A 14,728-nucleotide genomic window follows, 5' to 3' on the forward strand; every position below is an offset into this window, starting at 1 on the left:
TCCAGCATTGAGTAAATGAGATTTTTCTTTGAAGGGGGCTTGAAAGATGTCATTTGGTGTCAAAACATCTCTCAATGTTAATAATGGCGTAGGGGTTTGTCCGCGCTAAAAGTAAATCAATAAAAAAGGACGACCGTTACGGATCGCCCTTTTCTCATCAGACCTACCTCAGGTATTCCTGAAAATCAGGTTGCCGGTGCCTGAGCACCCAACACGCCCTTCCCTAACGGCACTTTGGTGAAGCGAGTGACAATTTCTTTCCAGGTGTTAGCCGGGTCAAGTTCCGTAAACTGCTGCGGATAGATGAACTTCGCCAGGTACTCAAGTCCGACAATATTGTACGGATGGTTGTAGAAGTTGTGATACAGCCCGTAGAAGCGATGGTTGCTGATGGCGGATACCTCAGAGAAGCCGGGACGCTGCTTCATCTTATCGAAAGCCTGATCGACCTGCGCCTGCGTCACGTTGTAGCCGAATGGCACGGCCGCATTGTTTTTACTGGCCCACTGCGATCCAGAGACGATATAGACATCGGGTTTCATGGCGATTACTTTTTCCAGCGAAATATCGCCAGTGGCGCCCGGCAGCAGCCCGGAACCGATATTTTTGGCACCAACCGCCTCCACCATCGCACCCCAGCCCACATGGGCATGAGTAAAGCAGCAGGACTCAAGGCCACCCAAACCGGCTTTGGCTTCGATAAACACCTGCGGTTGCGGCTTAACGTCGCGGGTCTTATTAATGATGGCCTGATAATGCTGCTGATAAAAATCGGTATAGGCCTTCGCTTCGGACTCACGGTTCAGCGCCACGCCCAGTGACGTGATGCTTTTCGGGGTGTCGACAACCGGCTGCTCAAAGGTGTCAATAAACAGCACCGGGATGCCGAGCTGTTTCATTTTATCCAGCACGCCGCCCTGGCTCAGCGAAGGTTTAGAGCGCAGCTGGGCAATCATCAGGTCAGGATGTTCGGCGACCACACTTTCCAGATTCACCTCACCTTTGTCGCTGAAGCCCATATCGATGATCTTTTTGGCTTCCGGCCAATTCTTCTCCATCAACTCCCACGTCGGTGCATCACTTTTCTTCAGCAGGTTGTTCCAGGCAACCAGACGCTGGAAAGGATCGTCACGGTCCAGCAGCGCCAGCGTCAGAATATCGCGGCCATCCTGTAGCACGACCCGTTTCGGCTCCTGCTTCAGCGTAACCTGTTGGCCATCGCTGTCGGTAAGGGTCACCGGATAGGTGGTGGCAACGGCAGAGAAAGTGGCGGTGGAAAGCGCCAGCAATGAGGCAAGCAGGGAGAATTGAGGCTTCAGTAGCACGTCGGGCTCCGGAATGAACGTCAAAAGAAAGGGCCACAATAGTAATGATTATTACTTGCATTGGCAACATTCCCCCGGCCGGGATCCCCTTTCCTGCCGATGGGCTATGCTGAAAATCACGGATTAACAATGAGGTGAATTATGAGTGCTTCTGATATTGCGCAATACGTCGTGACCTTACGTTATCAGGAAGAAGGCCTTTCTGACGTTCTGGAACTTAATAGCGTGCTGACCAACGGCGGTTTCAGTACTTCGCTGACCGATGCGGATGGCACTTCCCATCAGCTGGGTACCAACAGCTTCGGCATTACCAGCCCGCAGGATAAAGAGAAGATCCGCGAACAGGCAGAAAAACTGGCTGAAGTGGCGTTAGGTCAGAAACCTGAGGTCGAGGTTCAGACCTTTGAAGCCTTTTTGCAGAACAATAAAAGCTAAGGTTGTGTAAAAAATGCGCCATGCTTTGCGCAGGCGCTGGTTTTGATTATTCTTTAAGCGCTATTATCCGTTAGTCCTGCAAGACACAGCGAAAAGAGGAAACCGCCATGTGGTCAGCCATTAGTCGTCTGTTGAGTGAGCAGTTAGGCGATGCTGAAATCAGCCAGCGTACGGAGTTACCGGGTGGCGACGTTCACCCGGCATGGCATATTCGTTATGGCGAGTATGATGTCTTTGTGAAGTGCAACAGCCGCGACATGCTGAATCTTTTTGCCTGGGAGGCCGATCAGCTGCAACTGCTGGCGCGCACCAAAACCGTTCGCGTACCGGCCGTCTATGGCGTCGGCAGCGATCGCGAAGTGAGTTTTTTGCTGCTGGAATACATTCCGCTACAACCGCTCGATCGGCACAGCGCCCACCAGCTGGGTCAGCAGCTGGCCCATCTGCATCAGTGGAGCGAGCAGGCGCAGTTCGGTCTCGACTATGACAACAACCTCACCACTTCCCCTCAGCCCAACAGCTGGCTTAAACGCTGGTCCATCTTCTTTGCTGAACAGCGTATTGGCTGGCAACTTCAGTTAGCCGCCGAAAAAGGCATTCAGTACGGCGATATCGAGCTGATTATCCGTTGCGCGCAAACCGCATTAGGGAGCCATCATCCTCAACCTTCTCTGCTTCATGGCGATCTCTGGCCTGCCAACTGTGGTGGCAGCAGCACTGGACCGTGGATCTTCGATCCTGCCTGCTATTGGGGCGACCGCGAGTGTGATTTAGCGATGCTGTCGTGGTATGCGGATTTGCCTTCGGAAATCTATCAAGGCTATGAATCCGTCTGGCCGCTGCCGGCAGATTACCTTCAGCGTCAGCCGGTGTATCAGCTCTATTATGTGCTTAACCGGGCGAATGTCTTTGGTGGGCACTGGTTTGGCGAGGCCCAGCAGGCGGTAGGTGCGCTGCTGGATGCCGATGAACTGGGCAAGAAAAATGCCCGCCCGGCCTGAAGTGTGCTTCAGGCCGGTCTGTCAGAAGATAAAGCCGAGCAGCTTAAGGACGAAGTAACCCGCCACCGCAATCACGATGGGTAAGATATACAGGGGGAAAAACTGCAGGAAAATCGTGTGACGTGGCACGATAATTTTCTCTTCCAACTGCTGGCGGCTGCGCCCTTCTGGCCCTTTCGCATTCTCCAGGATCACCTGATCCTCAATCCCTTCCCGCAGATGGCGCGACTGTCGCCACATTCTGGCGCCGGAAGCCTGTAAGGCCAGCCCGACGAAGATCAGCCAGTAGACAATCCAGAAGGTGACGTTGCTGCCGTGATTAAAATCGGGCTGCGGTGAATTATTCCAGAACGCATTAAGAAACCCGGTGTTGAAGCGGATCATATCGATCATCACATGGGAGAAATCCTGCATCACCGCATTAATCCCTTCGCGCTTTTCCCGGCTCTTCTCGAGGAAGGTCATCAGTGAAATCAGCGTTGAAATGAGCGCCGGAATAAAAATAATCCAGCCAGCGACTCGCTTGAGGATCGCGACCCGGCCAGCTTGTTGATAAGTCATGCTTTCTCCTGACTAAGGTTTGAGGTGATAAGTTTACCTTCAGGTAGCGAAATGTGCCTGAAAAAAGTCGCCATGTCGCGTTAAAAGGGGAAGAACCGCCGCAAGCGGGACAATGTTGTCGGTGAAAGCTTCATGCTATGGTGAGGTAAATTTTCAAAAGGAGCCGCAAAATGTCCTATTCCCGCCCCGTCCTTGCCGCCATCTTTGATATGGATGGCCTGCTTATTGATTCTGAACCGCTATGGGATCAGGCTGAGCTGGACGTGTTTTCCACGCTGAATATCGATTTGACCCGTCGGAATGAGTTGCCCGATACGCTGGGTTTGCGCATCGATCAGACCGTCAGAATGTGGCATGAAGCGCTGCAGTGGAGCGGCCCTTCACAGGAAGAAGTTACCCAGCGGATTATTGCCCGCGCGCTGCAGTTAGTCGAAGACAGCCGGCCTCTGCTGCCGGGCGTGGAGCAGGCATTAAAGCTGTGCAAAGCCGAGGGCTTGAAGATCGGCCTGGCGTCCGCTTCACCGCTGCATATGCTGAATCGCGTGCTGGAGATGTTCAATCTGCGCGACTACTTTGACGTGATTGCCTCTGCTGAAGCCCTGCCTTACAGCAAGCCGCACCCACAGGTTTACCTCGATGCCGCCGCCGGATTAGGAGTAGACCCGCTGAATTGCGTCACCTTAGAAGATTCGATTAACGGTATGGTGGCAACCAAAGCCGCCCGCATGCGTTCAATCGTTATCCCGGCGCAAGAACATGCTGATGATGCCCGCTGGTCGCTGGCGAACGTTAAGCTGGCTTCGCTTAGCGAACTCACCTCCGCGCACCTGCACGGCAGGTAATCCACACCCGGAGCCGGGTTTCTGCCCGCTCCGGTCTGATTTTTCGCCCGAAATCGCCCGCGCGACATCCTTCCTGCTGTTAACCCCTTCAATAACGTAAAAATAGTCATCTTTAGTTACAGGGTAACGTATAGTTTCTACTGTATATATCCCCTATACTGTATACATCGACAGTTCAGCAGCCAGGTGTTCCCATGACGGCCGAAGGCCATCTCATTTTTGCTATTGCCAGTGCCATCTTTGCCAAACGCGCCGACCTGACGCCGGAACTGGCTAACGGCGACTGGTGGCATATCGTGCCTGCGACACTGCTGACCTGCCTGCTGCCGGATATCGATCACCCCAAATCTACCCTGGGGCAACGCTTCAGATGGATTTCGCAACCTGTCGCGCGCGTGTTTGGACACCGCGGTTTTACCCATAGCCTGCTTGCGGTTCTGGGTGGCGTGGCGCTATTCCATTTGAAGGTCCCAACAGACTGGGTGATCCCCGCCGATGTCTTTCAGGGATTAGTACTGGGATATCTAAGCCATATCGCCGCCGATATGCTGACCCCTGCCGGCGTCCCTTTATTGTGGCCCTGCCGCTGGCGGTTTCGCCTGCCGCTGTTAAGGAGCCAGAAAGGCAATCAGTTAGAGCGCGCGTTATGCCTCGCACTGGTGGGTTACGCCATGTGGTTTCCGCAGGGAATGCCCCCCTTTGGTGCGTCCGGCTGGCCCGCGCAAATGGTTAATTCGGTGCAAAGCGGCATGAACCGGCTGATAAACTCGCAAAACGCCCATTAAACACCCAATTAAACGCAAATCGTTATAAGCCATATTTTTTGGATATATGGCAGCACCAGTTTGAGCTGATACCATTCACGCACGTGTCGTACTTGGTACGCGATAAAAATTATCTGAAGCTTACCGGCGTAGGGAATTACGCCATATTGACTGGAGAATTGGGGATGAACCTTCCATTACTCGCTAACCTGGCTGCGTTTGTTGCCCTGTTAGTGATCCTCGCCAAAACCGGCGGCGCCAACTGGAGCCTGTCGAAAAAAGTCCTGGTGGGACTGGTGCTCGGCGTGCTGTTTGGCCTGGGCCTGCACACTATTTATGGTTCTGACAGCCCGGTGCTGAAAGAGTCGATCAGCTGGATTAACATTGTCGGCAACGGCTATGTGCAACTGCTGCAAATGATTGTGATGCCGCTGGTCTTCGCCTCGATCCTGAGCGCGGTTGCCCGTCTGCATAATGCCTCGTCGTTGGGCAAAATCAGCGTACTGACCATTGGCGTGCTGCTGTTTACCACCGCCATCTCCGCGTTGGTAGGGGTGTTTGTGACCTGGCTGTTTGGTCTGAATGCCACCGGCCTGGTGCAAGGTGTGCAGGAAACCGCGCGTCTGGCTGCGTTGCAAAATAACTATGTAGGCAAGGTGGCTGACCTCTCCACGCCTCAACTGCTGCTCTCCTTTGTGCCGAAAAACCCGTTTGCTGATTTGACCGGCGCAAGCCCGACCTCAATTATCAGCGTGGTGATCTTTGCCGCCTTCCTCGGTGTTGCTGCTCTGCATCTGCTGCGCGACGACAAACCGAAAGGTGAACGCGTGCTGGCTGCCATTGACGTGCTGCAGGCATGGGTGATGAAGCTGGTGCGTTTGATCATGAAGCTCACCCCATTTGGTGTGCTGGCGCTGATGACCAAAGTGGTTGCCAGCTCCAACGTGAACGACATTATCAAGCTGGGCGGCTTCGTGGTGGCGTCTTACCTCGGTCTGGCGATCATGTTTGCGGTACACGCGCTGCTGCTGTCGGTGAATGGCGTGAATCCACGCCGCTTCTTCCGCAAAGTCTGGCCGGTGATCACCTTCGCCTTCACCAGCCGTTCCAGCGCCGCCACCATTCCGCTGAGCGTTGAAGCACAGACGCGTCGTCTTGGCATCCCGGAATCCATTGCCAGCTTCTCCGCCTCGTTCGGTGCCACCATTGGCCAGAATGGCTGTGCGGGACTCTACCCAACCATGCTGGCGGTAATGGTTGCACCAACCGTTGGCATCAATCCGTTTGATCCAATGTGGATTGCCACGCTGGTCGGCATCGTTACGCTGAGTTCAGCGGGTGTGGCCGGTGTTGGCGGCGGAGCGACCTTCGCGGCGCTGATTGTCCTGCCAACCATGGGCTTACCGGTGACGCTGGTCGCATTACTGATCTCCATTGAACCGCTGATTGATATGGGCCGCACGGCACTGAACGTCAACGGCTCGATGACCGCCGGTACGCTGACCAGCCAGTGGCTGAAGCAGACCGATAAAACGTTGTTAAATGCCGATGCAGATAACGACGTGGAACTGGCGCACCGTTAATCTCCACACGGGCTGGCACACTGCTGGCCCGTTCTGTTTTATCCCACCAAACATCCTGTCATGATTCCCCCGCCGCATATCCCTGCACTTTCCGGGCGTACCCGCGTCCCTGTTCTATAGTTACTGGAGTCTGAAACGACAATTGCAGGAGTAAGTGAGCATGTCGAAAGAAACCGATAACAAGGAACTGAGTCATAATGCGCCCTCTACCGGCCCCGATTCTGCGCGGCCAGGTATGGATTCACTGGCCCCTGAAGATGGTTCACACAAGCCGCTGGCTGAACCCACCGCGCCAGGCAAACAGCCTACGGCACCCGGCAGCCTGAAAGCGCCCGATACCCATAACGCCAAGCTTGATTCGCTGGAGACCTTCCGTAAAGGAGGTGAAAACTTCCCGCTGACCACTAATCAGGGCACCCGCATCGCCGACGATCAAAACTCCCTGCGTGCCGGAACCCGTGGCCCAACGCTGCTGGAAGATTTCATCCTGCGCGAAAAAATCACTCATTTTGACCACGAACGGATCCCCGAGCGCATCGTCCACGCCCGTGGCTCGGCGGCTCACGGCTATTTTCAGCCCTACCGGGATATGAGCGAGATCACCAAAGCGGACTTCCTGCGCGACCCGGAGCGGATCACGCCGGTCTTTGTGCGTTTTTCTACCGTGCAGGGCGGTGCGGGATCGGCTGATACGGTAAGAGATATTCGTGGCTGGGCGACAAAGTTCTATACCGATGAAGGCGTGTTTGATTTAGTCGGTAACAACACACCGGTCTTCTTTATTCAGGATGCGCATAAATTCCCTGATTTTGTCCATGCGGTTAAACCTGAGCCCCACAATGAAATTCCGCAGGGACAAAGTGCCCACGACACCTTCTGGGATTATGTGTCGCTGCAACCTGAAACGCTGCATAACGTGATGTGGGCGATGTCCGATCGCGGCATTCCCCGCAGCTATCGCACCATGGAAGGGTTTGGTATCCACACCTTCCGCTTTATCAATGCCGAAGGGAAATCCACCTTCGTGCGTTTCCACTGGAAGCCCGTTGCCGGGAAGGCATCGCTACTGTGGGACGAGGCGCAAAAGCTGACCGGGCGCGATCCGGACTTCCACCGCCGCGACCTGTGGGAAGCGATTGAAGCCGGCGACTACCCGGAATATGAACTTGGCGTGCAGCTGATCGCCGAGGAGGATGAATTCAAATTCGACTTCGATATCCTTGATGCCACCAAGCTGATCCCGGAGGAGCTGGTGCCGGTGGAGCTGATTGGCAAGATGGTGCTCAACCGCAATCCTGATAACTTCTTTGCCGAAACCGAACAGGTGGCCTTCCATCCTGGCCACATTGTTCCCGGCATGGACTTCTCCAACGATCCGCTGCTGCAGGGCCGGCTGTTCTCCTATACCGATACGCAAATCAGTCGCCTTGGCGGGCCAAACTTCCATGAGATCCCGATAAACCGCCCGGTTTGCCCTTACCACAACTTCCAGCGTCAGGGCATGCACCGGATGGACATTGATACCAACCCGGCGAACTACGAGCCGAATTCAATCAATGATAACTGGCCGCGTGAAACGCCCCCTTCACCGCATCGCGGCGGCTTCGAGAGCTATCAGGAACGGATTGAAGGCCACAAAATCCGCGAGCGCAGCCCCTCATTTGGTGAGTATTACTCGCAGCCTCGCCTGTTCTGGAACAGCCAGACGCCGGTAGAGCAACAGCATATTGTGGATGCCTTCTCGTTTGAGCTCAGCAAGGTCGCGCGTGAATATATTCGCGAGCGGGTAGTGGATCATCTGGTGCATATCGATATTTCGCTGGCAAACGGTGTGGCCGAACACCTGGGGATCTCCCTTTCCGACGAGAAGATGCACACCGCGCCGCCGAAGGATGTAAACGGGCTGAAAAAGGACGCCAGCCTGAGTTTGTATGCCGTTCCCAATGGCACCATTAAAGGTCGTCAGGTTGCACTACTCATGAGTGATGGTGTGATTGCGGCGGATACGCTGGCAATCCTGATGGAGCTTAAGCAACACGGGGTTCACGCCAAGCTGATTGCGCCCCATATGGGCCAGGTTCGGGCCGATGATGGCTCAGATTTGCCGATCGATGCCACCTTCAGCGGACTGCCGTCACTGACCTTTGATGCGGTGATCGTGCCGGATGGCAATATTGATGCGCTGCTGCTGAGTGGCGATGCGCGTTACTTCCTGCTGGAAGCCTATAAGCACCTGAAAGTGATCGGCCTGAGTGGCGATGCCCGGCGCTTCAAATCCCAGTTTGGTCTGGCTGACGATCAGCAGGAAGAAGGCATCATTGAAGACAGTAAAGCCGAAGGCGTGTTCATGAGCGAGTTCCTTGCAGCGATGGGCGCGCACCGCATCTGGTCACGCAGTCAAAAAGCGTTGAGCGTGCCGGCTTAACGATCGGGAAGTTGCGGTATTAGCTGAGGTTTTAATCAGCACAACGTCGTGATATGACAGGCTTGATGGAGGAAGCGTTAAGGAAGTGTTAAGCACTGTTAGCAAGCCACAATAGCGGCCCACTTGCTCTTGCGTTTTGACTGGCGCGGCGTAATGTTAGCGTCAGTCAGAACCAGGAGGATCCTTATGAAAAAGGTGATGAGTGCACTGTTAGTTGTAACGTTGTTGTCGCCTGCGCTGGCCTTTGCCCACCCAGGTGGCTGGGGACCGGGCCCAGGTCCTGACTGGCATGGCGATCCAGGACATGGATGGCACGGTGGCCACGGGCCAGACCACCTCTCTTTCCTGCCAGAAGCGGCAGCTGCGGTGTTAATCGGCGGCCTGACCTATTACGCGTTGAACGGTAACTACTATCAGCGGCAGAACGACAATACCTATGTGGTGGTGCAGCCTCCGATTGAGCGCGTCAGCGGCGATATGCGTTCACTGGATTACAACGGCGAACGTTTTTATGTGCAGGATGGCCACTACTACCGTCGCGACATCGACGGTCGTTATCTCGAAGTGCCTCGCCCGCCGGGCCTGTAACTTGCAAAAAAAAACGGTCACCCGAAGGTGACCGTTTTTCATTAAGCGGGTGCGATTACTGAGCCGCTTGCGGATCGGTATCGTACTCTTTACAGCTCTGGAAGCCATAGTTCATCACACGGCCAGTATCACTGTAGCTGACGAAGTAAGTCTGGATTTTGCCATCACGCTCGCCGAGCACATAGCTCTGGCAAGTACCACGGGCATGGACCATGGTGATTTCGGTAGAAGGAGGACCGGCAATATCACGAACCTGCTGGCGGGTCATTCCTTTCTTCACGTCCTGAACAACCGGTTTGGTCACGTAGCTTTCTGCACGGTCATAGGCCGAACAACCAGACAACACGGCCAGAGCCACCGCAGCACCAATAAATCCCGTTACTTTATTCATGTTTTTATTCCTCGTTTATTTTCCATGTGAGGATAAGCCTGGTACATAAACGCTGATTTATCAACTTTATGGCAGCAAATTGCCCAAAACACTTCGCCACCGAACCTCCGCAAGCCTATAATGCCGGCGTTGAGAATGAACGTTCGCTCTCACCCCGCTATCCCGCAGGTTTTCGCTCACCCGCGAACCGCTTACCGGCTTGAGGTCATGATGAGTACCCCAAATGAAGCCCGCGATGCCCGCCATCGTCAACGCCAGGATGAAATTATCGCCGCCGGACGGCGTTGTTTTCGTCGCTCTGGATTTCATGCTGCCAGTATGGCGCAGCTGGCGGCTGAGGCTCGCCTGAGCGTTGGGCAGATTTATCGTTACTTCACCAATAAAGACGCGATTATTGCTGAGATGGTGAAGAGGATCATCGATAGTCGGCTGGTCCATATCGAAGAGACCACCACCTCGCTCAACCTGCCGCAGCTGCTGGCATGGCGGCATGCGCTGGATGAGGATGATGAAGCCTTGATGCTGGAAGTCGCCGCCGAAGCGACCCGCAACCCGGCGGTAGCCAGAATGATGGTGGAAGCCGATGAGCGGATGTTCACTCATGCCTGCCAGAATGTGAAAAAAAGCCATCCCGACCTCGACGATGAGCATATCCGCGCCTGCGTGGAAGTGTTTGCCGTACTGGCCGAAGGTACGTCGTATCGCCGACTGACGCCTCAGAAAGCGTCAGCGGAAAGACTCTTCGCCTTATACCAACAATTTATGGACCACCTTTTTAAGACAGAGGAAAAATGATAACTGCACACCGTAACCGTATTGGCTATGCCATTACGCTTGGACTTCTGGCGGCTCTCGGGCCGCTTTGTATCGATCTTTATCTTCCTGCCCTGCCGTCTCTGGCAAAGGATTTGCAGACGCCAACCGCCACCGCGCAGTTAAGCCTGACCGCCGGCCTGATCGGCCTGGGATTAGGTCAGCTGATCTTTGGCCCGATGAGCGACAAGTTTGGCCGCATCAAGCCGCTGCTAATCTCGCTGGTGCTGCTGCTGATTGCGTCAGTAGGCTGCGCGCTGGCACAGAATATCAACCAGCTGTTGCTGGCGCGTCTGTGTGAAGGGCTGTTCGGTGCCGGTGGCGCAGTGCTGTCGCGCGCCATTGCCCGTGATATGTACAGCGGTCATGAGCTGACGCGCTTCTTTGCCCTGCTGATGCTGGTGAACGGCCTGGCGCCGATTGCCGCGCCGGTGATGGGCGGCGCGTTGATGGCCGTACTGGACTGGCGCGGGCTGTTTATGGTGATTGCCGCCATTGCCGCGCTGCTGTTTGTACTGGCAAAAGTGAAGCTGACCGAAACCTTGATCCCCGAAAGGCGCAGCCAGGGCAGCATTTTTTCTGCCTGGGCCGCGCTGGGCTCGGTGATTAAACACCGTCCCTTTATGGGCTTCTGCCTGACGCAGGGCTTTATGATGTCCGGCATGTTTGCCTATATCGGCGCCTCGCCTTTTGTCCTGCAGCAGCTGTACGGACTGTCGCCTCAGGCCTTCAGTTTCTGCTTTGCGGCCAACGGCGTTGGTCTGATCCTTGCATCACAAATCAGTGCCCGCCTGAGTCCGCTGTTTGGCGAATATCGCGTGGTTAAAGGTGCCTTAACGCTGGCTTTCGTCTCCTCCGGCACCCTGCTGATTACCGGGCTGACCGGCGCGGCGTTACCGATGGTGCTGGTGGCCCTGTTCTTCAGCGTGGCCAGTAATGGCGCGGTGGGTGTGGCGGCAGCATCACTGGCGATGCAAAGTCAGGGACATCGCGCCGGCAGTGCTTCAGCGGTGATGGGCGTCACCATGTTTACGCTTGGCGGCATCGCTGTGCCGGTCACCGGCATCGGCGGCACCTCGGTGCTGACCATGACGGCGACCATTTTTGGCTGCTATATGCTGGCAATCACACTGTTTTTACTGCTGACCCAAAAACCGAAAACGTCTGATTAATCAGTAGAAGGTGGCGAAACAACAGCATTGATTCTTGTTGTTTCGCCCCGGTCGCGTTAGTTTTACCGCAGACGTTTTTTAACTGCCGCGGATCGCGCGGAACGAATCTGAGGAGAGGTAAATGGCTCTGCAACAGGAAATTATCGAAGCGCTGGGCGTTAAGCCCACCATTGAGGTTAAGCAGGAAATTCGCACCAGCGTCGACTTTCTCAAGTCGTATCTGAAAACCTATCCCTTTATCAAGTCTCTGGTACTGGGCATCAGCGGCGGTCAGGACTCCACCCTGACTGGCAAACTGAGCCAAACGGCAATCGCCGAACTGCGTGAAGAAACCGGCGACAGCGCTTACCAGTTTATTGCCGTGCGTTTGCCTTATGGCGTGCAGGCGGACGAGCAGGATTGCCAGGATGCCATCGACTTTATCAAGCCGGACCGCGTGCTGACGGTCAATATCAAAGAAGCGATTCTGGCCAGCGAGAAAGCCCTGCGCGATGCCGGCGTGACGCTGTCGGACTTTATTCGCGGTAACGAAAAGGCCCGCGAGCGCATGAAGGCGCAGTACAGCATTGCCGGGATGAACGCCGGTGTGGTGGTCGGAACGGACCATGCCGCAGAAGCGGTGACCGGCTTCTTCACCAAATACGGTGATGGCGGCACCGATATCAACCCCATCTTCCGTCTGAACAAAGGCCAGGGCAAACAGCTATTAAAAGAACTGGGCTGCCCGGAACATCTCTACCTGAAACAGCCGACCGCCGATCTGGAAGATGACCGTCCAGGCTTGCAGGATGAAGTCGCGCTGGGTGTCACCTATGAGATGATCGACCAGTATCTGGAAGGCAAAACCATTGACGATGCCGCCGCCAAAATCATTGAAGGCTGGTATCTGAAGACCGAGCACAAGCGTCGCCCACCGATTACCGTGTTCGACGACTTCTGGAAGAAATAACCCTCACCTCGTCACTCCGGGCGGTCATCACCGCCCTTTTTCATCATAACGGACTCTGATGGCACTGACACCGCAACGCGCAACCCTGACTGGCCTGTGCGCCATAGTTTTATGGAGCACTACCGTAGGGCTGATCCGCAGCATCTCTGAATCGCTTGGCGCCACCGGCGGCGCAGCATTGATCTACAGCGCCAGCGCGCTGTTCCTGTGTCTCGCTCGCGGCTTGCCCCGCTGGCGCAATCTGCCTCCGCGCTATTTATGGTGGGGCGGCGCGCTGTTTGTCAGCTACGAAATCTGTCTGGCGGTGTCGATCGGTCTGGCCCACAACCGCCCGCAGGCGCTGGAGCTGGGGATGATCAATTACCTGTGGCCCAGCCTGACCATTGTCTTTGCTATCCCGTTTAATCAGCAACGCTTTCGCTGGTGGCAGTGGCCGGGCCTGGCGCTGGCGCTGGGCGGCATCGTCTGGGTACTGAAAGGCCACAGCGTCTGGACGCCACAGCTGTTGTGGCACAACGTGATGGACAACCCGCTGGCCTATGGCCTGGCGTTTTTCGCCGCGATTGCCTGGGCGCTGTATAACAACGTAACCCGTCGTTATGCCGAAGGTCAGAGCGGCGTCACCCTGTTCTTCCTGATCACCGCGATAGCGCTGTGGCTGAAATTCGCCATCGGCGGCCAGCCGGAGCCGATGCATTTCTCCCCCGGCGTGGTGGCTGAAGTGCTGTTTATGGCCGCCTCCACCGCCATCGCTTACTCCGCGTGGAATGCCGGCATTCAGCATGGCAACATGACGCTGCTGGCCACCGCATCGTACTTTACGCCGGTGTTCTCTGCGTTGCTCGCCACGCTGTGGTTACAGCTCACGCCCGCCTTCAGCTTCTGGCAAGGCGTGGCCATGGTAACCTTGGGTTCGCTGATTTGCTGGCGCGCCACGCGATAACTGGCGCTTTTTTATCCGCAGACGTCCTGCTACACTGTACAAGTAAACAGTAACTGGAGCGCAGTGTGCCAAGACGTGCAGCAAGCCATCGCCTGGAATTTGAACCCGCGGCGATCTACCAATATCCCGACCATCTCCGACCGTATCTTGAAGGCTTACCTTCTCTGCCCGGCGTGTATGTTTTTCACGGCGAGAGTGAAACTATGCCGCTGTATATTGGCAAGAGCGTCAATTTGCGCAGTCGGGTTATGTCCCATTTCCGCACCGCCGATGAAGCAAAAATGCTGCGTCAGGCAAAGCGTGTCACCTTTATCCCAACGGCCGGAGAGCTGGGCGCCCTGCTGCTGGAAGCGCAGATGATCAAGGTGCAGCAGCCGTTGTTTAATAAGCGGCTGCGTAAAAACCGTCAGCTTTGTTCACTGCATATGGCCGGAGAAAAACCGACCGTGGTGTATGCCAAAGAGCTCGACTTTTCCCATACGCCGGATCTGTTTGGCCTGTATGCCAGCCGCCATGCCGCATTGGAAAAATTGCAGAAAATTGCCGATGAACAGCGCTTGTGTCTGGGGGTTTTAGGGCTGGAGAAGCTGAGCAAAGGACGCGCCTGTTTCCGCGCAAGCCTGGGTCGCTGTGCCGGTGCATGCTGTGGGAAAGAGAGTCTGGACGATCATCAGCAGCGGCTGATTGCGGCGCTGGAGAGAGTACGGGTGCAGTGCTGGCCGTGGCAAGGCGCGGTCGGCGTTGTTGAGCAGGGAATCAACCACCAGCAGATCCACATCATCAATAACTGGTTCTATCTCGGCTCGGTAGAAGATCTGGCGCAGGCCAGCGAACTCACCACCACGCCGCAAGGCTTCGACAGTGACGGCTACAAAATCCTCTGTAAGCCGATTCTCAGCGGAAAGTTCCCGATCCTTCCCCTGCCTTAAGCCGCAC

The 14,728-nt window shown here is 55.5% G+C and carries 15 protein-coding genes; 12 read left to right on the forward strand and 3 right to left on the reverse strand.

Features of this window, described 5'->3' with window-relative positions:
- Window positions 1-185: 185 nt before the first annotated feature.
- Window positions 186-1,319 (reverse strand): ABC transporter substrate-binding protein, encoded by a 1,134-nt coding sequence (locus ACXKZG_RS12995; protein WP_371732190.1) that lies wholly within the window; start codon window positions 1,317-1,319, stop codon window positions 186-188.
- 147 nt (window positions 1,320-1,466) lie between these two features.
- Between ACXKZG_RS12995 and ghoS the strand changes: the two genes are divergently transcribed.
- Window positions 1,467-1,760 carry a type V toxin-antitoxin system endoribonuclease antitoxin GhoS gene (gene ghoS, locus ACXKZG_RS13000; protein ID WP_134823997.1) on the forward strand — a complete coding sequence of 98 codons (294 nt, stop codon included), beginning with the start codon at window positions 1,467-1,469 and terminating at the stop codon, window positions 1,758-1,760.
- A 107-nt stretch (window positions 1,761-1,867) separates the two neighbouring features.
- Window positions 1,868-2,761 (forward strand): fructosamine kinase family protein, encoded by an 894-nt coding sequence (locus ACXKZG_RS13005; RefSeq protein ID WP_488874969.1) that lies wholly within the window; start codon window positions 1,868-1,870, stop codon window positions 2,759-2,761.
- 21 nt (window positions 2,762-2,782) lie between these two features.
- Here the strand turns inward: ACXKZG_RS13005 and ACXKZG_RS13010 are convergent, their stop codons facing one another.
- On the reverse strand, window positions 2,783-3,322 hold the full coding sequence (locus tag ACXKZG_RS13010; protein WP_053143495.1) for a YniB family protein: 540 nt from the start codon (window positions 3,320-3,322) through the stop codon (window positions 2,783-2,785).
- A 170-nt stretch (window positions 3,323-3,492) separates the two neighbouring features.
- On the opposite strand from ACXKZG_RS13010, the gene hxpB reads away from it, so the two are divergent.
- The 5 genes from hxpB (at window position 3,493) to ACXKZG_RS13035 (ending at window position 9,524) form a co-directional block, all read left to right on the forward strand.
- Window positions 3,493-4,164: a hexitol phosphatase HxpB gene (hxpB, locus tag ACXKZG_RS13015; protein WP_488874970.1), complete on the forward strand. Its 672-nt coding sequence runs from the start codon at window positions 3,493-3,495 to the stop codon at window positions 4,162-4,164.
- A 194-nt stretch (window positions 4,165-4,358) separates the two neighbouring features.
- Window positions 4,359-4,949, forward strand: coding sequence for a metal-dependent hydrolase (locus ACXKZG_RS13020; protein WP_134823994.1), 591 nt, complete (start codon window positions 4,359-4,361; stop codon window positions 4,947-4,949).
- Window positions 4,950-5,113: 164 nt separating this feature from the next.
- A complete protein-coding gene (locus tag ACXKZG_RS13025; protein WP_053143498.1) occupies window positions 5,114-6,511 on the forward strand; it encodes an L-cystine transporter in 1,398 nt (465 codons plus the stop codon).
- Window positions 6,512-6,671: 160 nt separating this feature from the next.
- A complete protein-coding gene (katE, locus tag ACXKZG_RS13030; RefSeq protein WP_013201894.1) occupies window positions 6,672-8,936 on the forward strand; it encodes a catalase HPII in 2,265 nt (754 codons plus the stop codon).
- A 186-nt stretch (window positions 8,937-9,122) separates the two neighbouring features.
- A complete protein-coding gene (locus ACXKZG_RS13035) occupies window positions 9,123-9,524 on the forward strand; it encodes a DUF6515 family protein (RefSeq protein ID WP_013201893.1) in 402 nt (133 codons plus the stop codon).
- A gap of 55 nt (window positions 9,525-9,579) precedes the next feature.
- On the opposite strand, the gene osmE is transcribed toward ACXKZG_RS13035, so the two are convergent.
- Window positions 9,580-9,915 (reverse strand): osmotically-inducible lipoprotein OsmE, encoded by a 336-nt coding sequence (gene osmE / locus ACXKZG_RS13040; RefSeq protein WP_013201892.1) that lies wholly within the window; start codon window positions 9,913-9,915, stop codon window positions 9,580-9,582.
- A gap of 210 nt (window positions 9,916-10,125) precedes the next feature.
- Here osmE and ACXKZG_RS13045 point away from each other — a divergent pair, with 210 nt between their 5' ends.
- The 5 genes from ACXKZG_RS13045 (at window position 10,126) to cho (ending at window position 14,721) form a co-directional block, all read left to right on the forward strand.
- The gene (locus ACXKZG_RS13045; protein ID WP_134824894.1) at window positions 10,126-10,710 is read left to right on the forward strand and encodes a TetR/AcrR family transcriptional regulator; all 585 of its coding nucleotides are present in this window, start codon (window positions 10,126-10,128) and stop codon (window positions 10,708-10,710) included.
- Window positions 10,707-11,900 (forward strand): multidrug effflux MFS transporter, encoded by a 1,194-nt coding sequence (locus ACXKZG_RS13050; protein WP_488874971.1) that lies wholly within the window; start codon window positions 10,707-10,709, stop codon window positions 11,898-11,900. The genes ACXKZG_RS13045 and ACXKZG_RS13050 overlap by 4 nt, the downstream gene beginning before the upstream one ends.
- Before the next feature lie 121 nt (window positions 11,901-12,021).
- Window positions 12,022-12,849 (forward strand): NAD(+) synthase, encoded by an 828-nt coding sequence (gene nadE / locus ACXKZG_RS13055; RefSeq protein ID WP_013201889.1) that lies wholly within the window; start codon window positions 12,022-12,024, stop codon window positions 12,847-12,849.
- A gap of 58 nt (window positions 12,850-12,907) precedes the next feature.
- Window positions 12,908-13,792 (forward strand): aromatic amino acid DMT transporter YddG, encoded by an 885-nt coding sequence (gene yddG / locus ACXKZG_RS13060; RefSeq protein ID WP_488874972.1) that lies wholly within the window; start codon window positions 12,908-12,910, stop codon window positions 13,790-13,792.
- Window positions 13,793-13,857: 65 nt separating this feature from the next.
- The gene (gene cho, locus ACXKZG_RS13065; RefSeq protein ID WP_053143504.1) at window positions 13,858-14,721 is read left to right on the forward strand and encodes an excinuclease Cho; all 864 of its coding nucleotides are present in this window, start codon (window positions 13,858-13,860) and stop codon (window positions 14,719-14,721) included.
- The last annotated feature ends 7 nt before the right edge of the window (window positions 14,722-14,728 follow it).

Source organism: Erwinia sp. 2186 (assembly GCF_057812255.1).